This is a genomic window from Rhodococcus phenolicus (genome assembly GCF_001646785.1).
GTDB classification, from domain to species: Bacteria; Actinomycetota; Actinomycetes; order Mycobacteriales; family Mycobacteriaceae; genus Rhodococcus; species Rhodococcus phenolicus.
This window is the reverse complement of the sequence record NZ_LRRH01000084.1, coordinates 65207-86221: the sequence shown is the minus strand read 5'-3', so window position 1 is coordinate 86221 and position 21015 is coordinate 65207. Positions and strand designations below refer to the sequence as shown.

Here is a 21015-nt window from a genome sequence, read left to right as displayed (position 1 = left end):
CGACGTGACGCCGAACGACGCCCGGCGTCACGTCGCGCGTCGGCTCGCGGGGCCGGTCCGCCGCCCGGCGCCCCGCCGCGTCGGCCCCGGCCCGGTCCCGAACCGGCCCCGCGCGGACGGCGGCCCGGCGGTTTCCGCCGGTGGACGCGACGCGTCGCGGTCGCGGTGGTCGCGCTGCTCGTGCTGACGGTCGTCGGGGTGGTCCACCTCGACGGCAAGCTCACCCGCATCGACGTGCTCGCCGACTACCCGGACCGTGTGGCGGACACGCCCGGCACCAATTGGCTGCTGGTCGGATCGGACAGCCGCACCGGATTGACCTCGGAGCAGGAACAGGAACTGGCCACCGGCGGTGAGGTCGGGCCCGAACGCACCGACACGGTCATCCTGATCCACGTGCCGAGCGGTGGCGGCGCCACCACGATGGTGAGCCTGCCCCGCGATTCGTACGTGTCGATCCCCGGCTACGGCCAGGACAAACTGAACGCATCGTTCGCGGTCGGTGGCCCGACGCTGCTCGCGCAGACCGTCGAGGGTGCGACGGGCGTGCACATCGACCACTACGTCGAGATCGGCTTCGGCGGGTTCGCGTCCATCGTCGACGCGCTCGGCGGCGTCGACATCTGCGTGCCCTATCCGATCGACGACCCGCTGGCCGGAATCAACCTGCAGGCCGGCTGCCAGGAACTGACCGGGCCGGAAGCGCTCGGGTTCGTCCGGACCCGAGCGACCCCTCTCGCCGATCTGGATCGTATGAACAATCAGCGGCTGTTCATGTCGGCGCTGCTGGGCAAGGCGACCGGTCTCGGCACGATGCTCAACCCGTTCCGGTTGTGGTCGCTCGCGTCCGGAGCGACCGCGACGCTCGAGGTCGACGACGGCACCCATCTGTGGAACCTGGCACGGCTGGCGTGGGCGATGCGCGGCGAGACTGTGACCGCGACGGTGCCGGTCGGTGGTTTCGAGGATGTCTCGGGCTCCGGCAACGTCCTGCTGTGGGACCGCGAACGCGCGATTCCGTTCTTCGAATCCCTTGCGGAGGACCGGGAAATACCTCCAGAATTGCTCACGCCGACCCCTTGACAAATGGGTTCGACATTAACTCAGGCTTGGCTCACTCAATTCAGTCAAGGCAACACTGATCTTGATGAGCGTAGCCTCCCTTTGGATGCGCGAGCCTCTGACCTGCACTAACGTGGTCGCCATGACGACCATGGGTGCGATGAACAAGAGCAAGTTCCATTCGTTGCTGCACGATCAGATCCGCAACGAATTCACTGCGTCGCATCAGTACATCGCCATCGCAGTGTTCTTCGACAACACCGATCTGCCGCAACTCGCCAAGCTCTTCTATGCGCAATCCGTCGAAGAGCGCAACCACGCGATGATGATCGTCCAGTACTTCCTGGACCGCGACATGGCAGTCGACCTGACCGGCGTCGACGCCGTGCAGTCGATGTTCGACAGCGCACGCGAGGCCATCGCCCTCGCCCTGACGCAGGAACAGAAGGTCACCGAGCAGATCATCGAGCTCGCCCGCACCGCACGCGACGACGGCGACTACCTCGGCGAGCAGTTCATGCAGTGGTTCCTCAAGGAGCAGGTCGAGGAGGTCGCGACCATGAACACACTGCTCACGATCGCCGACCGCGCCGGCGACAGCCTGTTCCACATCGAGGACTTCGTGGCGCGCGAGATCAACAGCAAGGTCGCGGCCCCGTCGGTGAACGCGCCGGCCGCGGCCGGCGGCACCGTCTGAGTTTCGCCGCCGAGCTCGGCTTCACCCCGACTTCGCTCCGAAACGCCGGCACCGCCCGGCAGACCGATGCAGGCCTGCCGGGCGGTGCCGTGTCGAAGCGGTGTTCCGGCGCGGAAACAGGGTCAGCGCAGGGTGACCTGGCGGCCACGCAGCCCGTCACGCGAACGACGCTCGGCCGCGGTGAGCGGCGCGTCGTCGGCCAGCGCCTCGTCGAGGCGGGCACCGAACTCGACGGTCGCCGCGATCCACTCGTCGGGGTGCTTCTCCGGATCCAGGTCGAAGACCGGTACCAGCAGGCCGTGCGTGCGGAACGAGCCCGCGAACCGCGAGCCCTCACCCAGGTGGAGTCCACCGGCGGCGTGCACGCGCGAGAGCGCAACCATCAGTGCATCCTCGTCCTCGGGCCGCACCCACCGCAGGTGCGCCTTCTCGCCCGCGTCGACCCACCAGGCACCGACGAGCCCGTCACCGGACAGCCGCGCCGACGGCATGATCGCCTTGTTGGCGTGCGAAACGGTGTGGGCGACGTCCGCCGCGACCTCGACGCCCTCGGGGATCCACCAGTCGAAGTCCTGGTGGACGGTGATCGACGGGACCGCGTCGGCGACGACGAGATCCTGCAGGCGCGGAGACTCGGCGTCGGCACCGGCCGACTGCAGCGACGTGCCCGGCTCGGCGGTACGGGCCCATTCGATCGCGGCACCGAGATCCGCTGCCGGATCCGATCCGGGGGCGGCCAGCTGCAGGCCGACGTAGGCGGCGACGTCGTCGCCCTCGTTGCGGACCAGCGCGGCGACCGCACCGGGCAGCACCGTCGCGAGAGTGAGGCTGCGGCCTTCGACCGGGTTCGCCAGGGGCAGTTCGACGAGCGCCGACGGCACGAACTCGCGCAGCGCGACGAGGTCACATTCGGCGGCCAGACCCTCGAAGGGACGGGTCACCGAAGACGATGCCGCTTCCCGTTCGGCACGCCGCTGCTCGAGCTTGGCGGCGCGGTTGCTACCGGGCTTCGGTCCACTGTTTCTCTTGCTCTTCTTGGCCACCGCGCCAACCTACACGCCGTCCTGTACCGCCAGTAGTTGCTTGGTACGGCCCGGATGATTCGTGGCGACCCAGCCGACGCCGAGCGCACGGCACAGTTCCACATCCGCCGGTTCGTCGACCGTCCAGCAGTAGGTCGCGCGGCCCGCCGCCGCGGCACGGTCCACCAGGTCGCGGTGCTCGCGCAGCGTCGCGATCGACGGTCCGATCGCGGTGGCCCCGACGGTGGTCGCGGCGCTGCCGCCCAGATAGTGCGAGGTGTCGCCGAGCAGCACGGTCGGCAGCAGCGGCGCGGACCTGCGGACCCGCCACACCGCGCTCGCCGCGAACGACATCACCACGACCCGGGAGAAATCCGCCGACGCGGGGGTGGCGAGCCCGAAGCGGGCGAGTTCCGCCAGCAGTTTCGCTTCGACGAGCGCGCCGTAGCGCACCGGATGCTTCGTTTCGACGAACAGCTTGACCGGCACGCTCGTCCAGTCCAGCACGAGTTCCAGCAGTTGCCGCAGGGTCAGCAGCGACGCGGACTCGCCGGGCTTGCCGTAGTCGAAGGCCGAGAGTTCGTCGAGCGTCATCTCGCTGACCACGCCGCTGCCCGAGGACGTGCGGTCGATGGTGCGGTCGTGGACGCACACGAGGTGTCCGTCCCGGGTGAGCCGCACGTCGCATTCGAGTCCGTCGGCGCCTTCCTGCAACGCCAGCTCGTACGCGGCGAGGGTGTGTTCGGCCTTCGCGGCGGAGGCGCCGCGGTGCGCGACGACGCGGGGCGCTTCGGGTTCGGTCACGATGCCGCCGCCTCTGCGGGTGCCGATTGCTCCACGGGCTTCCCGGCCGACCCGGCGATCTCGGCCGGTTCGGCGATCTCGGCCGGTTCGTCGGGGGCGGCATGCCGGGCAGCGGGTGTGATCGGGGCGATCGGCGCGTGCGCCGGGCCGGTGGCGACGGTCAGCTGCCGGTACGTCAGCGGACGCCCGCGCAGGTCCGTGCCGTCGAACAGCCGGAGCACGTGCAGCGCCGCGACGGCCACGACCGCGGCGACCGCGGCGGTCACCGCGGCCAGGACCACCCCGTCGGCGCGAGCTTGCAGGGTATCCCGTTGCCGCCACAGCAGGGTGACGACGACCAGCACACCACTGACCACCCACAGCACCCACCACGTGCGGATCGCGCGGCGCAGCCGCGGGCCGGAATCGGCGATCTCGGTGAGGAACACCCCCGGCAGCGCGAGGTTGACCAGCGGTATCGCGCATCCGAGCACGATCAGCGCGGGTGGACGCGGATCCGAGGTCCCGCGTGCCGCGTACACCCGCTCACGTACCCGGATCAGCCGCATCGCCGCGGCGACGACCGCACCCAGCGCGACGAGCGGCGCGAGCACCTGGGTCGAGCCGACTGCGGCGTCGGACACCGCCAGCGCGATCGGATCCACCAAGCGGGTGCGGTTGAACAGCAGCAACCCGTACCGGACCACCTCGGCGAGGGCGGCGAGCGCGAACAGTACGGCGGTCGCGGTGAGAAGGGTTGGCGCGAGTTCGGCGAGTCTCTCCGCGCGGGTCGGCTCGTCGAGGTGCGTGATCGGACGGCGGTCGCGCAGACCCCACCGGGGCATCGCGTCGTACCGGGGCGTCGGGCCGAGCGGGGCGGCCTTGCCGGGCCGGGACACCCCGGCACCCGCGGACGGGGAGGCGACCCAGCGGAAGTTGCGGCGCGCCGGCGGCACCGGACGCTGCGGGTCGACGGGTGAGAGCAGCAGCCCACGGCACCCCGGGCACCACTGACGTGGCTGTCCCATGACCGGCCAGCGGTGTTCGCAGCGAACGCAGATCTGGTAAGCGGGCATCAATAGATCTTCGCCGGAGTGTCGCCGTCGGAGGTCAAGGGCCGGCCGTTGTGCTGCCAGGCCACCATGCCGCCGGTGACCTGGAACGCCTCGAAGCCGATGTTGTTGAGGTACTCGACGACACCGAGGGAACGCCCGCCCTGGCGGCAGATGACGTAGACCTCGGCGTCGATGTCGATGTCCTCGATGCGGGCGGGCACCTCCCCGATCGGGATGTGCAGTGCGCCCGGTGCATGACCGAGGTTCCACTCGTCGACTTCGCGCACGTCCAGGAGAACCACACCATCGCCGGTCTCCGGGACGTCGTCGACCGACACGGTGGGAACATCGGAGAAGCTCACATCGTCAATAGTGGCACGCGCCCTGCGGCGACGCAGCCGTCGGCACGGCCGCTGGCCACGGTCACGTCACGCGGTTGTCACGGGACGGCCACATTCACGGCAAGAAGCGACCGCCGAAATCTCCACGGCGACGGAGTTATCCACAGTTTCCACAGGTTCATCCCCAGTTCTCGGGAGAATTCACAGGGCGTACCTCGTACGCGGAGGGAACATTTCACTCCCGGGCCACGCGAGCCGTCCGAAACATCGTGCGCCGCACCGGCACCTCCCGTACCACCGAACGGCGGTCCTCGCCGCCGCGCGCGCAGTCACACCGAACTGAAAGGATCGTGGGTATGGAACTACGGATCTTCACCGAACCCCAGCAGGGCGCCACCTACGCCGATCTCCTCGCTGTCGCACAGGCGGCGGAACGGCTCGGCTACGGGGCGTTCTTCCGATCCGACCACTATCTCGCGATGAACAGCAAGGGCCTGCCCGGCCCCACCGACGCCTGGATCACCCTGGCCGGCCTGGCCCGGGAGACCTCGACGATCCGCCTCGGAACCCTCGTCACGTCCGCGACGTTCCGGCATCCGGGCCCGCTCGCGATCACCGTCGCACAGGTCGACGCGATGAGCGGCGGCCGTGTCGACTTCGGGCTCGGCGCCGGCTGGTACGAGGAGGAGCACCTCGCCTACGGCATCCCGTTCCCGCCGCTGCAGGAGCGTTTCGACAAGCTCGAGGAATCCCTCGCCGTGATCACCGGCCTGTGGGAGACCCCGGTGGGCAAGACGTTCTCGTACGAGGGAGCGCACCACCGGATCCTCGATTCGCCCGCACTGGCGAAGCCCGCCCAGCGGCCGGGCCCGCCGATCGTGATCGGCGGCAAGGGGAAGCGGCGCACCCCTGCGCTCGCGGCGCGCTTCGCCGACGAATTCAACGTTCCGTTCGAGTCGGCCGAGGAATCCGCGCGGCTGTTCGCGCGGGTCCAGGACGCATGCCGTGCCGTGAACCGCGACCCCGCGGAGCTGGTGTGGTCGAACGCGCTGGTGCTGTGCTGCGGCCGCGACGAGGCCGAGATCACCCGCCGCGCCGCGCGCATCGGACGGGAGGTCGGCGAGCTGCGCGAGAACGGATTGGCCGGGACGCCGGAGGAGGTCGTCGAGAAGATCCGGCGTTACGCCGAGATCGGAACGCAGCGGATCTACCTGCAGATCCTCGATCTCGCGGATCTGGACCATCTCGAACTGGTCGCCCAGGAAGTGCTCCCCGCGGTGCGCTGATCCGGCGGGTCAGTGACTGCTGGTGGAGCCGAGGAAGATTTCGATGTCCCGGCTCCACCGGCGGGCACGGGCGAGATCCAGCCGCCACCGGGCGACGGCGAAGACGGCACCCGCGACGAGGACCGCCCCGATCCATCCGGACACGCCGACCAGAACCGACGACACCTTCGCGCTCGTCGGGCTCATCGGCGGCAACGTCTGGTGGCCGTCCGCGTCGACCCAGACCGCGACCCGGCTGCCGCTGGCGGTGGTGGCCTCGACCTGGATGTTGCCGTGCCGTGTCTCGTGGCCCCACGTCCACGACGCCGGGACCGTGGCGGGGCCGGCGATCGTGGAGTCGCCGTAGGACGCGGCGGGAGCTTCCGGGGTGCCCTCGGTCGTGGCCGTCACCAGGGACCGTTCGGCGGTCTGCTGCGCCGACAACGCCAGCTGGGTGTCCCAGGTCAGGGCCCCGGTCCAGACGGCGACGGGGATCATCGCGACCACGAGGAAGACGAGCACGGACGTCAGCCGTGCTTCGATCCGGTCGGTGCGGCGCACGAGCGGATTGCGGCGTCGCGAAGACCGGCGGGCCGTTCTCAGATACGCCGCCGTGCTGTTCACCATGTCGGATCCGGTCCTTCCCCCACGAGTGATGCTCATTCCAGGGTGATCCTCGGATCCGCCAAGATCAAGGGGACGGGCTTATATCACACCGCCGACGGCCCGCGCGACCGGTATTCGACCGGTTTCGGCTGCGGTTTCTACAGGCCGAGACCGACCGGGCAGCTGACTCCGGTCGCGTGCACCGGGCAGTAGCCGTTCGGATTCTTCGCGAGGTACTGCTGGTGGTAGTCCTCGGCGTAGTAGAACTGCGTCAGCGGCGCGATCTCGGTGGTGACGGCGCCGTATCCGGCGGTCGCCAGGCGCTTGCCGAACGCTTCCGCGGTGGCCTCGGCGATCTCGATCTGCGATTCGTCGAACGTATAGATCGCCGACCGGTACTGGGTCCCCTGGTCGTTGCCCTGCCGCATGCCCTGCGTCGGGTCGTGGTTCTCCCAGAACTGCTGCAGGATCTGCGCATACCCGATCACCTCGGGGTCGAACACGACGAGCACGACCTCGGTGTGCCCGGTACGTCCCGAGCAGACCTCTTCGTACGTGGGGTTCGGGGTGTAGCCACCGGCGTAACCGGCGGCGGTCGAGTACACACCGTCGAGTTCCCAGAATTCCTTCTCGGCACCCCAGAAGCAGCCCATGCCGACGACGGCGGTCTGCAGACCGTCCGGGAACGGCGGGGTGAGGGGATGTCCGTTGACGTAGTGGGCGTCGGGAACGGGGATGGGATCGGGTCGTCCGGGCAGTGCCTGCTCGCGGGTGACCATCACGGATTTCGTGCTCGTGTGGGACAGGATCTCGTCGAACCAGGACATGGTCCCGATGCTACGCGCGCACTTCGCTCCCGGTCCGTGTCGCGTCAACGGTGCCGGTCGACGGGGTGCGGCGCACCCACCGGTCGGTGATCCAGCGTCCGGCGGGCACCTCGACGAAGCGATGGAGCATCTCGGACACGAGCGCGCACACCACCACGAACGCGAGCACGGCGCCGGTGCGTCCGAGATGCCCGACGGTGTTCTCGTACACCCGGTAGAGCACCAGGGTGTGCACGAGGTAGATCGCGAAACTGCGGGTCGCGGTCCAGTACACGATCCGTGAGCGGGCGAGGCGGCCGTCGTAGCGGGCGAGCAGCACGACGGTCGCGGTGACCACGACGATCGTCCACAGGTAACGGGTTCCGGCCCAGTACACCTGGTAGTCGGTGGCGACCCACACGACCATCACCTGCGCGAGCATCGCGAGGATGAGGCCGCGGGGGCCGGTCAGCCGCGCCCAGCCCAGATAGATGATCTGGCCGAGGAAGACACACGGCAGGGTCGCGGCGATCTTCGACAGGAACGGCACGGCGTACGGCTGCGGGACGTACAGGTTGTAGAAGATGACGAGCATGCACACCGCGGCACCCAGGGTGGGCATCGCCATGGGCGCGGCCCTCAGCAGCGGTCGCGCGAGCACGCAGTACAGATAGAACGTGAACTGGACCGCGAGCGTCCACGTCACGCCGAGCACCGCGACCTCGGGCTTCAGGAAGAATCCGCCGAGTACGAAACTGAGACCCGCCTCGACGTTGGAGATGCCGGTCTGGCCGCTGAACATGCCGTTGATGCCGAACCGCACGAGCACGATCGCCGACAGGATCGCGACCCAGAACGCGGGGAGCAGCCGGGCACCCCTGGCGATGAGGAACGGCCTCGCGTCCTGCCGGATCGCGGATCGGGTGATGAGCATCCCGGTCAGCATCATGAACGCGGCGACGCCGAGGAACGACAGGTGCTGGTTGAGTTTCGCGCCGTCGACGAACACGTCGTAGACGAGGTCGATCGCCCACCAGCCGGTGCCGAGATCGTCGATCAGATAGAACGAGATGTGCGAATAGACGACCGCCAGAACGGCGAGTGTCTTCAGCAGATTCACGCCCGGGAATTCGACCCGCGGTGCTTCGCCTCCGCGTGCCGGATCGCTCGAGAGTGGCCGAAACACCCGGCAATGTTAATGTCCGGTTTACCTTCCCGCCGAATTCGTCGGCGTTTGCGCAGGTGGAGACCTTCGTCGCCGGCCGGACCGTCCAACGGCCCTCGACGGCGGTACGCCGGATATGCCGTAACCGGCTGCAGTCGCGTGTTGCGCAGGGTGTACTTATGAGTTTGGGTGGAAACCCAGAAGTACCGAAAACATGAACGGGCCCAACAGGCCCGCAGATGAAGGGACCCTTCGTGGCTGAGTACACGCTTCCGGAACTGCCCTACGACTACGCGGCCCTCGAACCGCACATCTCTGCCAAGATCATGGAGCTGCACCACAGCAAGCACCACGCCACCTACGTCGCCGGCGCCAACACGGCCCTCGAGAAGCTGGCCGAGGCCCGCGACAACGGCACGATGGCCGCGCAGGCCACCAAGCTGGAGAAGGACCTCGCGTTCCATCTCGGTGGCCACACGAACCACTCGGTGTTCTGGCAGAACCTCTCGCCCGAGGGTGGCGACAAGCCCGAGGGTGAGCTCGCCGCTGCCATCGACGACGCCTTCGGCTCGTTCGACAAGTTCCGCGATCACTTCTCGGCCAACGCGAACTCCATCCAGGGCTCCGGCTGGTCCATCCTGGCGTGGGATTCCATCGGTCAGCGGCTCCAGATCGTCCAGCTCTACGATCAGCAGGGCAACATCTCCATCGGCCTGGTTCCGCTGCTCATGCTCGACATGTGGGAGCACGCCTTCTACCTGCAGTACCAGAACGTCAAGGCCGACTACGTCAAGGCCTTCTGGAACATCGTGAACTGGGCGGACGTCCAGGCTCGCTTCGAGCGCGCCCGCACCCAGACCGCCGGTCTGATCGTCTAGTCACCCGCACACGCTGCGCCGAGAGGGACGCCGGATTTCCGGCGTCCCTCTCTCGCGTCCGGCTCCCGTGCGCCTGGCACTCGAGCCCTCTTGTGTGCCAGCCGGGGAACCGGTCATTCTTCTCATATACCCGACGAGGTGTACCGGCCGGTGCTGCGCGCCGGCGAACTTCGACAGGGGAGGTTGCGGGATGAACGGACACGGACGAATCGAACTCGCCGCCTTCCAGTCCGCGGGGATGCTGCGCGGTTTCGTGGTCTCGGGACGCTGGCCCGACACCACCCGCGAGTGGACCCAGTTGCTGGCGATGACGGTGCGCGTCGCGTCGCTGCCGGGTCTGCTGCCCACGTCCACGGTCTTCGGTGTGCGGGAGGAACTGCCCGACGATCCGGAGCCGGGCACGGTCGGGCTCGTGGTTGCCGAGGGGCCGGTGCTGGGCGCGGAGGCCGTCGAGCCCGGGCGGTTCGCGGCCCATCAGCCGCCGGCGCTGATCATGCTGCACCCGCCGTCGGAGACGACGCCGTCGCTGCCCGAGAACGCGGGCGTCGCGTCGGGCTGCGTCCTGCTTCCGGGGCTTCCGCATCTGGGGCTCGAACATCGTGCCGCGTGGGTGGAGGCCGAAGCCGACGGGACGGTGACGGCGCTGGTCAGCCGGGTGGGTGTGGATCCGAACAGCGACCCCGACACCGCGATTCTGGCCATGCTGCTCGCTGCGTGAACCGTACCCACATCTCCGAGTTCGGGTAACCAAACTTAGTGTGCCCTTTGCCATTTCGCGCTCATCGCGCTATCGTTGCCGAAGCGAAGGGGAGTAGCCCCCAATCGCTCGGTCGACACACTGGCACGTGCCCCTCGGGGTCCGGCCCGGCCGGGTGAACCGGATCCATCGATTCCGGTGGGCGAGACCTTCGGCCGTCGACGCACCTCGCGCCGGCGACCGGAGGAAGCCCGTTTCCTCCATCGGAACAGGAGGAAACACCGGATGCTCGCCGCGATCGCACTCAGTTTCGCCGTCATCTTCGTCGCCGAACTCGGCGACAAATCCCAGCTCATGGCGATGACGTTCGCGCTGCGCTACCGCTGGTGGGTGGTCCTCTCCGGCATCCTCGCCGCGACCACCGCCGTACACCTCGTCTCGGTCGCGGTCGGCCACTATCTCGGAGTCGCGATCCCGTCCACGGCGCTCGCGATCATCGGCGGTGTCGCGTTCGTGTTCTTCGGCCTGTGGACGCTGCGGGGCGACTCGCTCGACGAGGACGAACAGAACAAGGCCGCGCGCGTCACCCGGTCCGCGTTCCTCGCCGTGACCTCCGCATTCTTCCTGGCCGAACTCGGCGACAAGACCATGCTCGCCACCATCACCCTGGCCGCGGACAACAACTGGGCCGGCGTGTGGATCGGATCGACGATCGGCATGGTCGCCGCCGACGCGCTCGCGGTCGTCGTCGGCGCACTGCTCGGTAAGCACCTGCCGGAGAACACGATCCGGCTCGGTGCGGCGGCGCTGTTCTTCGCCTTCGGCGCCTGGATGCTCGGCGAGGGCCTGGCCCCCGAGACGCCTGCCGGGTTCGTCGCCGGTGGCGCGACGATCGCGCTGGCCGCAGCGATCGCCGCCGTCCGCGCGGTCGTGGTCCGTCGACGCGCGGCCGAGGCGCCGCGCGTGCCCGTCGAGCAGTAGAAACCGCTCCCGCCGTCCCGGCCGTACGCCGGAACGGACCGCTCCGGCTTGCACCCAGGAGTATGCTTGCCGATAGGCAATTAATACCGGGAGGCGACGTGGGTACCGACAGCACACGATTCGAGAACGACGAGATCGCGCGGCTGCGCGTCACCTTCGGCAAGATCGCCCGCCGCGTCGACCGCCGCTCTTCCGGCGAGGACGGTCTCACCCGCACCCAGTTCTCCCTGCTGTCCACCGTCGCGCGGCACGAGGAGATCGGCGTGCGCGAGGTCGCCGAGATCGAGGGCCTCAACCCGACGATGCTGTCGCGGATGCTCGGCAAGCTCGAGGACGCCGGCCTGCTCACCCGCTCCCCCGACCCCGGCGACAAACGCGTGGTCCGGGCCCGCATCACCGACGCCGGCCGGGAACGGTTCCTGCATCTACGGGAGGTTCGGACCGCGCTCTTCGCGGAGAATCTGGCGGCGTTGTCCGACGAGCACAGCGACGCGATCCGCCGGGCGCTCCCCGCACTCGAAGCCCTCGCCGAGAGCATGGCCGACGCCGGGTGTCGCCCGTGACAGCCCTCACCGACCTGCGCGGACAGACCTTCGCCGCACTCCGCGGTGCGAATTTCCGCCGCTACATCTCCGGCCAGGCCGTTTCCCTGATCGGCACCTGGATGCAGACCGTCGCGCAGTCGTGGCTCGTCCTCGAACTGACCGGATCCGGTACCGCGATCGGCGTGGTGCTGGCGTTGCAGACCGTGCCGATGCTGCTCATCGGCCCGTACGGCGGCGTCGTCGCGGACCGGGTGGACAAACGCAGACTGATGATCGGCCTGCAGTCGATGATGGGCATCCAGGCCCTGGTCCTGGGTCTGCTCACCGTCACCGGCACCGTCCGGCTGTGGCACGTGTGGGTGCTCGCCGTGATGCTCGGACTGAACCAGTGTTTCGAGAACCCCGCCCGCCAGTCGTTCATGCTCGAGATGGTCGGCCCCGAAGATCTGCGCAATGCCGTGAGTCTGCAGTCCGTGCTGGCCTCGTGCTCACGCATGATCGGACCGGCCGTCGCCGGCCTGGTCATCGCCGCCGGCGGTATCGGCGTCTGCTTCCTGCTCAACGCGGCCAGCTTCGTCGCGGTCGTGACCTCGCTGCTGCGCCTCGACGTGACGCTGCTGAACCCGACGCCACCGGCCGTCCGGGCGCGCGGCCAGCTGCGGGAGGGCCTGGCATACGTGCGGCGCAGCCCCGACCTCGCGGTGCCGCTGCTCATGATGGCGCTCGTCGGCTGCCTGGCCTTCGAATTCCAGGTCGTCCTTCCGGTCGTCGCCGAACACGTGCTCGTCGCCGGAGCCGGTGGCTACGGATTCCTGACCGCCGCGATGGGCGCCGGATCGGTCGTCGGCGGACTCGTGATCGCCACGTGGGGACGCACCGGGGTCAAACCGCTGGTGGTGACCGCACTCGCCTTCGGCGTGGCCATGGCAGCCGCCGCGGCCGCTCCGAACCTCGGGTTCATGATCGCCGCGATGGTTCTCGTCGGCGGCCTGAGCGCATCGTTCACCGCGACCACGAACAGCTCGCTGCAGCTCGCGTCGGCCCCGACGATGCGCGGGCGTGTCATGGCGCTGTGGTCGGTGGCGTTCCTCGGTTCCACCGCGATCGGCGGGCCGTTCGCCGGGTGGGTGTGCGAGGAGTTCGGCGGACGGGCCGGACTGCTGCTCGGTGCCGTCGCATGTCTCGTCGCGGCCGGGCTCGGCGCGATACTGCTGGTGCGCGGTCGCCGGCGCTCCCTCGAGGAGGTCGCCGCGCCCGCCGCAGGGACGCCCGCGTAGCTCCCGGCGCGCCTGCCGCCGCGCTAGGGTTCGACCACAGACGAGGCGCGCCGACCGGGCCGCCGGAACAGGAGCAAGGCAGTGGAAATTCAGGGAACCGCAGCACTGGTCACCGGAGCCGCCTCCGGGCTCGGCGCGGCCACCGCGAAACGCCTCACCGACGCCGGCGCGACCGTCTTCGGTCTCGATCTCGCCCAGTCCATCGAGCGGGTCGGCGGCAAGGCGCCCGAGGGCGTCACGCTGCTCGCCACGGACGTCACCAGCGCCGACGAGGTGCAGGCCGCGGTCGACACGATCGTCGAGTCGGGTGTGCCGCTGCGCACCGTCGTCAACTGTGCCGGCGTCGGCTGGGCCGGTCGCATCCTGTCGAAGAACGGCCCGCACGACCTCGAACTGTTCCGCACGGTCATCACCGTGAACCTGCTCGGCACGTTCAACGTGATGCGCCTGGCCGCGGACGCCATCTCCAAGACCGATCCGGTCGACGACGCCGGTCAGCGCGGCGTCGTGATCAACACCGCGTCCGTCGCGGCGTTCGAGGGCCAGATCGGGCAGATCGCGTACTCCGCTTCCAAGGGCGGCGTGCACGGCATGACCGTCCCCGCGGCCCGCGATCTCGCGCAGTTCGGCATCCGCGTCAACACCATCGCCCCCGGCATCGTCGACACCCCGATGCTCGCCGGTGTCACCGAGGAGTACCGCAAGGGCCTCGAAGCGGGCGTGCCGTTCCCGTCGCGGCTGGCCCAGCCGGCCGAGTACGCCCAGCTCGTGCAGATGATCGTCGAGCACGACTACCTCAACGGCGAGACCATCCGCATGGACGGTGCGCTGCGCATGGCGCCGCGCTAGGCGGCTCCGCCGCCCGTGCGTGGTTCCGGTGGCCCCCGCTACCGGAACCACGCACGAGCCGCGGCTACTTCGGCATCAGATACGAGCCGGGATACAGCGAGAAAGAACGCTGCCGCAAGGACAATTCGTCCATCACCCGCGAGCGGGTACTGACCCGGTTACCCGAAACCTTGTGTCCCGGAGCGTTTCCTGCGCGGGAGACACTCGCCGCCCCGACCGCGGTCACCGCTACCGTCGCGAAAAATGCAGTGAGAGTGCCGATTCTGCGAAGCATCGATCGTCCTTCCCTGATGTGGTCTCGACTTTCAATGTAGGCACCGAGCACGCCCGATCGCCATCCGAACACGCCGCCGCAGGGGGTTTTGATCCGATCGAACGACGAGGCACACTCGTGACATGCCCCCCGGAGCAGCAGCCGTGCGGGTGCTCGTCGCCGTCGTCGCGGTGGTCGCGGTGATGGGCGTCCTGTTGTGGGCCGGCCAGCGACGGTTGATCTACCTGCCGGACACGTCCACGCCACCGCCGGCGTCGGACATCCTTCCCGGTGCCCGGGACGTCCGGCTCCACACGTCCGACGGCCTCGAGCTCGGTGCCTGGTTCGTCCCGGCCGCCGTTCCCACCGGACCGGGTGCCGGCTTCACCGTGCTGCTCGCGCCCGGGAACGGCGGCAACCGGCTCGACCGGGCACCTCTCGCCGCGGCCCTGTCCGGCGCGGGCTTCGCGACACTGCTGATGGACTACCGCGGCTACGGCGGCAATCCGGGCCGGCCCACCGAGGCCGGTCTCGCGCTCGACGCGCGCGCCGCGCGGCAGTTCCTCCTCACCGGCGAGACCGTCCCGCCCGAGCGGCTGCTGTATCTCGGGGAGAGCCTCGGTACCGGCGTCGCCGCCGAACTCGCCGCCGCGCATCCGCCGGCGGGCCTGCTGCTGCGCTCGCCGTTCGTCGACCTGCCGTCCGTCGCGCGGCACCACTATCCGCTTCTCCCGACGGTGCTGGTGCGGGACCGCTTTCCGGTCGCCGCGACCGTCGCCCGTCTCGAGGTGCCGGTCACCGTCGTCCACGGCACCGCCGACACGATCGTCCCGTCCGCGCAGAGCGAGCGGGTCGCCGACGCGGCGCCGCATCTCGTCGAACGGGTCGTCCTGCCGGGTACCGGGCACAACGACCCACCCATGTTCGGGCAACCGGTGGTCGATGCGCTGGTCCGCCTCGCCGAGGCCGTGCGGTCCTGACGGTCAGAGGTCGTCGATGTGCGGAATCTCCAGCACCGCCCGGTCGGTCATCCACTCGCGCAGGATCTTCGTCGCGACGACGTCGTCCTCGTTGTACTCGAGCAGTCGCTGTCGCTGCGTCGGATCGGGCACGCCCTCGTAGCCGACGGCCTCGCGGTACCAGCTCATGGACGCCTCGCCGCCGGCCTCGTCGTCCCGCCACCGATGTCCCGCGAGCGGAGCGATCTTCTTGAGCCCCTTGCCGTTCGGGCAGACGAACTGATCCGTCACCGCCTGGTACACGTCGACCCACTGCGGCGAGTCGATGAACGCGCGCACCTCGGCTTCGCTCGGCACACCGGGCCGTCCGCCGAACCGGCGTGCCGACGACAACAACCACTTGTCCTCGGCGCTTCGCGAATAGCAGTATGCGGCAAAGGTTTTCCCGCGCCGTTCCGCGACCTTCCGCTGATCGGACAGCCACGACCAGAATTCGCCGAACGAGCGGGCCTCGTCCTCGGTGGGCACGGGATCCCACGTCGCGAACGGCCGGTACACGGCGTCGCCGTCGCCGTTCAGCAACGTCCCCCACAGGTACGCCCCGAACTCGTGGTAGCTCTCCATGTCGACGTCGACCTCGATGTCGGCCCGGTGCACGTGCACGTGCGGGTAGCGCCGCACGAGGGGCGCCCCCACCAGCCACGCCTTCGCCGTCACCACCGTGTCCGCGAACGACCCCTGCGGCCACACCTCGGGTTCCGTACCGTCCCAGCGGGCCAGCTCGTCGACGGTGTGCACGCCGAGTTCGTGCAGGACCGTCGCGCGCTGACCGGGCGCCACCAGCGACACGTCGTGCGTCCGCACCAGCTGTTCACGGCACCGGGTCCACCACGGGCAGGTGCGGCACTCCCCGATCTGCGCCGGCTCGGTCGCGACCTCGCCGCGCGCGATCGCGACCCGGTCCGCGAACCGCTCGTCGTAGTCGCCGAGCACCTCCGACAGGTCGTGCACGAGGATGCAGTCGCCGCCGTAGCCGACCGCCCCGGCGATCTTCGCGGGAGTGGCCAGCCCGTGCCGTTCGAGCATCCGGTACAGGTGCGCGACGCGCATCTGGTCGCGGGGCTGGCTGCGTACCTTGCGGGTCTCGTCGACCGCGGGTTCCCACGCGAACAGCCCGGTCGTGGTCGCACCGCGACCCGGATCGGTGACCTTGTGGTTGACGACGATCACCGGGATGTAACCGCCGTGTTCGGTATCGCGCAGCAGCATCTCGGACCGGCCGCGCCGACCCGTGCCGAGGTCGGCGGGCAGCACCGCACCCCAGATCCGGTCGGCCCCGTCGCGGCACGCCCGGATCGTGTCCTCCGCCCGCGCGGACGCCGGCCGGTCCCCGGCGATCTGCACCCAGCCGGGCTGTGCGCCGAACAGTTGCCTGCGGATCGATTCACGATGTGCGGCCGCGGCCTCCTGCCGCTGTTTCGCTCCGGGGTTCTCCGGTGCTGCCGCCAAGTCCTCAGGAAACGTCGCGTCCAGATACACCCGGTGACGGCACCGCGTCAGCGCGCTCGCCTCGATGAGGACGGGCGATCGCCGCTTTTCGATGGGTGCATTCACAACTGTCCAGAGTATTCGTCCTAAGGTGAACCGATACCACCGGCACAGATAGCCTGATGTTCAGGCGCCGCTGCGCCGCCACACCGAATGGAGGGTGCTGTTCGATGGCGTTGTTCAACCGGCGGAAGCGTCGCGCCACCCGCAAGGCCGAGGCGAAGGCCCTGAAGCACAAGGCCGCGCTCGAAGCGAAGCTCAGCGCGAAAAACGAATCGAAACGGGACCGGCGTGCCGCGAAGGCACGGGCCAAGACCGACAAGGAACTCGTCAAGTCACAGGCCCGCGTCGAAAAGCAGCAGGTCGCCACGCTCAAGGCACAGGAGAAGGCCGCCGCCGCGCAGGGGTTCACCGCCGCGAAGGTGCGCCGCTATCTCGGTGTCGCCCGCCTGCTGGCTCCCGTGCTGGTGCCGCTGATCTATCAGGCCGTCACCGCGCTGCGCGGGCAACTCGACGCCCGGCGGGCGCAGCGCATGGGCATCGCGATCGATCAATTGGGCGAGTACACCGGGCACGGTGCACGGCTCAGCGCCCGCGTCGCAGGTGCCGAGCAGTCCGTCGCCAAGATCGTCGAGCAGCATCCGCAGGATGCCGAAACCCGGAAGTTCGCCGAGGCCATCCGTGCCCGGCTCACCGATCTGACGACCGCCATCGGCGCGGCCGAGCAGATGCCGGCCCAGCGCCGCCGCTCGGCGCACGCGGCGATCTCCACCGAGCTCGACGGCATCGAAGCCGACCTGCTGGCCCGCCTCGGCGTGCGCTGACGTTCCCGTGTCTGCCGGTCCGATCCTGCGCGGTGCGACCGCGGGTGCCCTGACGGCGGCGCTCGCGATCGCCGCGCACGCCGCGGCCGGCGGCGGAGCACCGACGGGACCGGGTGCGGCGCTGCTCGTCGCGGTCGCCGCCGTCGTCGGGGTGCTGGGTGCGCACATGACGGCGGTGCCGACGATCGCGTTGCTCGCGGTCGGCCAGGCCGGCACGCACGTCGTCCTCGCGGCCGTTCCGGCCGAGCACACCCACATGTCGTGGACGATGCTCGCCGCACACGTGATCGCGATCGCCGGGTGTGCCCGGCTGCTCACGGCCGCGGAACGCCTGTACGCGGCGATCACCCGCGCGGTACGTGCGGCCCTGTCGGCCGGTCCGGTGCCGGTCGAGGCTCCGGTCCGGGTCGTGCCGGCCGGTGCGGTGCGGCGGATCGTCGAGGCGCGACCGCCACCGAGCATCCGTCGGAGGGGACCACCCGTCGCGGTCGTCCGGCCCGCATCTCCTCTCCGATCAGAAAGCCCGTACAGATGAAGATCCTCCCGACCCGCGCCGTCACGGCCGCGGGCATCACCGCTGCACTGCTGTTCACCGGTGCCGGCATCGCGTCCGCGCACGTCAGCGTTGTCGCACCCGACGCCGCGCAGGGCGGCTACTCGGTACTCACCTTCCGCGTGCCGACCGAGTCCGAGACGGCCGGAACCACCGCGTTGACGGTGACGCTGCCCGGACTGAAGTCCGCGCGGACCGAACCGATGCCGGGCTGGACCGCCGCCGTCACCAAGGACCCGGCGTCCGGTCTCGCCACCTCGGTGACCTGGACCGCCGACCCCGGCGTCGCCGTCGGGCCCGGCCAGTTCCAGCAGTTCCTCCTGTCCGCCGGGCCACTGCCCGAGCAGGACACGGTGTCGTTCCCGGCGGTCCAGACCTACAGCGACGGTCAGGTCGTCGCGTGGGATCAGGAAACGACCGGCGACGAGGAACCGGAGAAGCCGGCGCCCACCCTGACCCTCGCCGCGAGCAGCACCGACGGCGATGCACACGGCACCGAGTCCACCACGGCCACCGACGGGAACACCGGCGACGCGAGCAGCACGGACGACACGGCCCGCTGGCTCGGCGGTGTCGGCCTGGTGCTCGGCGCGCTCGCCGCCGCCCTCGGCCTCGGCGCGGTCGTGAAGGGGCGGCGCTCATGAATCGCGTGTTCGCAGTCCTGGTCGCCCTGGTCGCGGCGCTGTTGCCGACCGCTGGGCCGGCATCGGCGCATGCCGTCGTCCTGGCCAGCAATCCGGAGGACGGCGCGCAGATCGCGCGGGCCCCCGAGCAGGTGACGGTGACGTTCAACGAGGCGATGCAGCAGCAGTTCGCCGCGCTCACCGTCGTCGGACCGGACGGAAACCTGTGGTCGCACGGCGATCCCGTCGTCGACGGCGCGACCGTCGGCGTCGACGTCGGCGAGCTGGGCCCGGCCGGCGAGTACACCATCGCGTTCCGGGTCACCTCCGCCGACGGCCACCCCGTCAGCGGAACCCGCACATTCACGCTCACGCAGGACGGGTCGGGCACGCCCGGTGCCCCGGCCGCCGGCACGAAGGCCGACTCGCCGGAAACCCCGGCCGCGACCTCGGCCGACGGCGACGACGGCGGCGCGGCGGTGTGGTGGTTCGTCGTCGCCGCGGTGGTCGTGGTCGCGGGCGGCCTGTGGTTCGCGTTGCGCAAGCCGAAGGCCTGACCTCCGTGTTGCGGGTGCGCCGACGGTGGCTGCTCGGGGCCGCCGCCGGCGCAACCGCGGGGGTTGCCGCCGGATGGCTGCTGGCCGCACCGCAGGGGTCGAGCTGGGTGCGCGCCCTGTCGTTGTGCGCGGGCGTGACCGTGCTCGGTCTGGCCGCGCTCGGTGTCGTGGTCCGCGGCGAGCGGCGCCCGCCGGTCGCGTTCACCGATCTGTGGCGGGCGATCGCCGCGCTCGGCGGCGTGTGGCTGGTGTGCGAGGGCGCGTTGCTGGTGTTCGAGGCGGCGGCGGTGGCCGGAGTGCCGGTCACCCGGCTCGACACCGCACGGTTCGCGCAGTTCGCCGGAACCGTGGGGGCCGGACGGATCGGGGTGGCGTCGTTCGTGTGCGTCGCGGTGTGCACGGTCGTCGCGGTCGTCGCGTACCGCCGGGACGCGCCGTGGCCGACGGCTCCGGTTCTCGCGGCGGCGGCGCCGGCGCTGATCGCGCGGCCGGTGTCCGGGCACATGTCGCAGCAGCCGGTGGGGTCGCTGCTCGACGCGGTGCACGTCCTCGCGGCCGGTCTGTGGGTGGGCGTGCTCGCCGCGCTCGCGTTGACTGTGCGTTCGCGCGGGGCGTGGGCCCGGCTGCTGCCGCGCTATTCGACGCTGGCCGTGTGGTGTGTGGTGGCGCTGACGGTCACCGGGGTGATCGATGCGGCGGTGCGGCTGGGTTCGGTGACCGCGCTGGCCGACACCGGGTACGGCCGCATCGTGCTGGCCAAGTCCGTGGTCCTCGCCGGCCTGATGGCCCTGGCATCGTGGTGGCGTCGTACGTGGGTGCCCGCCGCGACCGCCCATCGCGCGACCGCGGAGGTGTCGCTGCGCAACGCGGTGATCGAGGTGTGCGCGACATCGGTCGCGCTCGGATTGGCGGCCGCACTCGCGACCACTGCCTGAGCCGTTCAGCCGACCAGACTCGCCGCGCGCCGCAGATCGCGGACCAGCGATTCGAGTGCGTCCTCGCGGCCGGTGCGCATCCGCAGGATCGCCGACGGATGTACGGTCGCGACGATCTGCGGATCCGACGGCAGATTCAGTTCCGGGTCGGCGTGCAGGACCTGTCCGCGATGCTCGGTGATCCGGAAGCTCGGGCCGAGCAGCGCCTGCGCGGCGGTCGCCCCCAGGCACACCAGCACGTCGGGACGCACCGCTTCGAGCTCGGCGAACAACCACGGCCGGCACGCGATCACCTCGCCGCGCGCCGGTTTCTTGTGGATGCGTCGTTTCCCGCCGGCGTCACGCGTGAATTTGAAGTGTTTGACGGCGTTGGTCACGTAGACGTCCCCACGGTCGACCCCGGCCTTCTCGAGGGCACGGTCGAGCAGGTGCCCGGCCGGTCCGACGAACGGCTCGCCCGCACGGTCCTCCTGGTCGCCGGGTTGTTCCCCGACGAGCAGCAACCGCGCCGTCGCTGGTCCGGCACCGAACACGGTGGGCCCGGCATATCGGTACAGATCACAGCCGCGGCACCCGGCCGCGGCCGAGGCGAGTTCGTCGAGATCGTTGCTGTTCGGCAGGTACTGCTGGGCGCCGGGATGCGTGGCCATATCCGGTGAATACCCGGAGTTCGGGCCGGGAACCGGGCTCGCACCGCGGACCGTATGAAATATCACAGAAATAAAAGATTGCAT

At 69.9% G+C, this 21015-nt stretch carries 24 protein-coding genes; 15 read left to right on the top strand and 9 right to left on the bottom strand.

The features are described from left to right. Together A8G15_RS21570 and A8G15_RS21565 are read left to right on the top strand one after the other, a co-directional pair. On the top strand, positions 1 to 1083 hold a 1083-nt coding region (locus A8G15_RS21570; RefSeq protein WP_245687942.1), incomplete at its 5' end, for an LCP family protein. A 121-nt stretch (positions 1084 to 1204) separates the two neighbouring features. Beyond that, on the top strand, positions 1205 to 1759 hold the full coding sequence (locus tag A8G15_RS21565; RefSeq protein ID WP_068164329.1) for a ferritin: 555 nt from the start codon (positions 1205 to 1207) through the stop codon (positions 1757 to 1759). Between the two features lie 122 nt (positions 1760 to 1881). Here A8G15_RS21565 and A8G15_RS21560 read toward each other — a convergent pair whose 3' ends face one another. The 4 genes from A8G15_RS21560 to A8G15_RS21545 are packed head-to-tail and all read right to left on the bottom strand — an operon-like array spanning position 1882 to position 4981. After that, entirely contained in the window at positions 1882 to 2802 is a 921-nt protein-coding gene (locus tag A8G15_RS21560; protein WP_068164278.1) for a DUF5926 family protein, read from the bottom strand. A 9-nt stretch (positions 2803 to 2811) separates the two neighbouring features. Next, a complete protein-coding gene (locus A8G15_RS21555; RefSeq protein ID WP_068164275.1) occupies positions 2812 to 3585 on the bottom strand; it encodes a glycerophosphodiester phosphodiesterase family protein in 774 nt (257 codons plus the stop codon). Further along, positions 3582 to 4640, bottom strand: coding sequence for a DUF4328 domain-containing protein (locus A8G15_RS21550; RefSeq protein WP_068164272.1), 1059 nt, complete (start codon positions 4638 to 4640; stop codon positions 3582 to 3584). The genes A8G15_RS21555 and A8G15_RS21550 overlap by 4 nt, the downstream gene beginning before the upstream one ends. Then, positions 4640 to 4981 carry a rhodanese-like domain-containing protein gene (locus A8G15_RS21545; RefSeq protein ID WP_068164270.1) on the bottom strand — a complete coding sequence of 114 codons (342 nt, stop codon included), beginning with the start codon at positions 4979 to 4981 and terminating at the stop codon, positions 4640 to 4642. Before A8G15_RS21545 ends, A8G15_RS21550 begins: the two co-directional genes overlap by 1 nt. A 335-nt stretch (positions 4982 to 5316) precedes the next feature. Here A8G15_RS21545 and A8G15_RS21540 point away from each other — a divergent pair, with 335 nt between their 5' ends. Then, positions 5317 to 6246: an LLM class F420-dependent oxidoreductase gene (locus tag A8G15_RS21540; RefSeq protein WP_068164267.1), complete on the top strand. Its 930-nt coding sequence runs from the start codon at positions 5317 to 5319 to the stop codon at positions 6244 to 6246. Between the two features lie 9 nt (positions 6247 to 6255). Here A8G15_RS21540 and A8G15_RS21535 read toward each other — a convergent pair whose 3' ends face one another. The 3 genes from A8G15_RS21535 to A8G15_RS21525 form a co-directional block, all read right to left on the bottom strand. Further along, positions 6256 to 6888: an Rv1733c family protein gene (locus tag A8G15_RS21535; protein ID WP_245687941.1), complete on the bottom strand. Its 633-nt coding sequence runs from the start codon at positions 6886 to 6888 to the stop codon at positions 6256 to 6258. Positions 6889 to 6989: 101 nt separating this feature from the next. Then, positions 6990 to 7658, bottom strand: coding sequence for a peptide-methionine (S)-S-oxide reductase MsrA (msrA, locus tag A8G15_RS21530; RefSeq protein ID WP_068164260.1), 669 nt, complete (start codon positions 7656 to 7658; stop codon positions 6990 to 6992). A gap of 10 nt (positions 7659 to 7668) precedes the next feature. Beyond that, the gene (locus tag A8G15_RS21525) at positions 7669 to 8757 is read right to left on the bottom strand and encodes an acyltransferase family protein (protein WP_082900070.1); all 1089 of its coding nucleotides are present in this window, start codon (positions 8755 to 8757) and stop codon (positions 7669 to 7671) included. Between the two features lie 299 nt (positions 8758 to 9056). Here A8G15_RS21525 and A8G15_RS21520 point away from each other — a divergent pair, with 299 nt between their 5' ends. The 7 genes from A8G15_RS21520 (at position 9057) to A8G15_RS21490 (ending at position 15262) form a co-directional block, all read left to right on the top strand. Continuing rightward, positions 9057 to 9680, top strand: coding sequence for a superoxide dismutase (locus A8G15_RS21520; protein ID WP_068164327.1), 624 nt, complete (start codon positions 9057 to 9059; stop codon positions 9678 to 9680). Positions 9681 to 9870: 190 nt separating this feature from the next. Beyond that, positions 9871 to 10398 (top strand): peptidase, encoded by a 528-nt coding sequence (locus A8G15_RS21515; protein ID WP_068164254.1) that lies wholly within the window; start codon positions 9871 to 9873, stop codon positions 10396 to 10398. A 264-nt stretch (positions 10399 to 10662) separates the two neighbouring features. Then, positions 10663 to 11358 carry a TMEM165/GDT1 family protein gene (locus A8G15_RS21510; protein WP_068164252.1) on the top strand — a complete coding sequence of 232 codons (696 nt, stop codon included), beginning with the start codon at positions 10663 to 10665 and terminating at the stop codon, positions 11356 to 11358. A gap of 98 nt (positions 11359 to 11456) precedes the next feature. Then, positions 11457 to 11921: a MarR family winged helix-turn-helix transcriptional regulator gene (locus A8G15_RS21505; protein ID WP_245687940.1), complete on the top strand. Its 465-nt coding sequence runs from the start codon at positions 11457 to 11459 to the stop codon at positions 11919 to 11921. Continuing rightward, entirely contained in the window at positions 11918 to 13180 is a 1263-nt protein-coding gene (locus tag A8G15_RS21500) for an MFS transporter (protein WP_068164318.1), read from the top strand. Before A8G15_RS21505 ends, A8G15_RS21500 begins: the two co-directional genes overlap by 4 nt. A gap of 81 nt (positions 13181 to 13261) precedes the next feature. Beyond that, a complete protein-coding gene (locus A8G15_RS21495) occupies positions 13262 to 14029 on the top strand; it encodes an SDR family NAD(P)-dependent oxidoreductase (protein WP_068164248.1) in 768 nt (255 codons plus the stop codon). Positions 14030 to 14425: 396 nt separating this feature from the next. Continuing rightward, a complete protein-coding gene (locus A8G15_RS21490; RefSeq protein WP_068164246.1) occupies positions 14426 to 15262 on the top strand; it encodes an alpha/beta hydrolase in 837 nt (278 codons plus the stop codon). A gap of 3 nt (positions 15263 to 15265) precedes the next feature. Here A8G15_RS21490 and A8G15_RS21485 read toward each other — a convergent pair whose 3' ends face one another. Next, positions 15266 to 16855, bottom strand: coding sequence for a TM0106 family RecB-like putative nuclease (locus A8G15_RS21485; RefSeq protein ID WP_068164243.1), 1590 nt, complete (start codon positions 16853 to 16855; stop codon positions 15266 to 15268). A 104-nt stretch (positions 16856 to 16959) separates the two neighbouring features. Here A8G15_RS21485 and A8G15_RS21480 point away from each other — a divergent pair, with 104 nt between their 5' ends. Genes A8G15_RS21480 through A8G15_RS21460 form a run of 5 tightly spaced genes read left to right on the top strand, consistent with a single transcriptional unit; the run spans position 16960 to position 20281 of the window. Then, positions 16960 to 17613: a DUF6474 family protein gene (locus tag A8G15_RS21480; protein WP_068164240.1), complete on the top strand. Its 654-nt coding sequence runs from the start codon at positions 16960 to 16962 to the stop codon at positions 17611 to 17613. A gap of 7 nt (positions 17614 to 17620) precedes the next feature. Then, a complete protein-coding gene (locus A8G15_RS21475; RefSeq protein ID WP_068164237.1) occupies positions 17621 to 18148 on the top strand; it encodes a hypothetical protein in 528 nt (175 codons plus the stop codon). Further along, complete coding sequence (locus tag A8G15_RS21470; RefSeq protein WP_068164232.1) at positions 18145 to 18810, top strand: YcnI family copper-binding membrane protein; 666 nt, start codon at positions 18145 to 18147, stop codon at positions 18808 to 18810. The genes A8G15_RS21475 and A8G15_RS21470 overlap by 4 nt, the downstream gene beginning before the upstream one ends. Further along, complete coding sequence (locus A8G15_RS21465) at positions 18807 to 19346, top strand: copper resistance CopC family protein (RefSeq protein ID WP_068164229.1); 540 nt, start codon at positions 18807 to 18809, stop codon at positions 19344 to 19346. The genes A8G15_RS21470 and A8G15_RS21465 overlap by 4 nt, the downstream gene beginning before the upstream one ends. A gap of 5 nt (positions 19347 to 19351) precedes the next feature. Next, positions 19352 to 20281: a CopD family protein gene (locus A8G15_RS21460; RefSeq protein ID WP_068164315.1), complete on the top strand. Its 930-nt coding sequence runs from the start codon at positions 19352 to 19354 to the stop codon at positions 20279 to 20281. A 5-nt stretch (positions 20282 to 20286) separates the two neighbouring features. Here the strand turns inward: A8G15_RS21460 and A8G15_RS21455 are convergent, their stop codons facing one another. Next, entirely contained in the window at positions 20287 to 20931 is a 645-nt protein-coding gene (locus A8G15_RS21455) for a UdgX family uracil-DNA binding protein (protein WP_068164227.1), read from the bottom strand. Between the last annotated feature and the right edge of the window lie 84 nt (positions 20932 to 21015).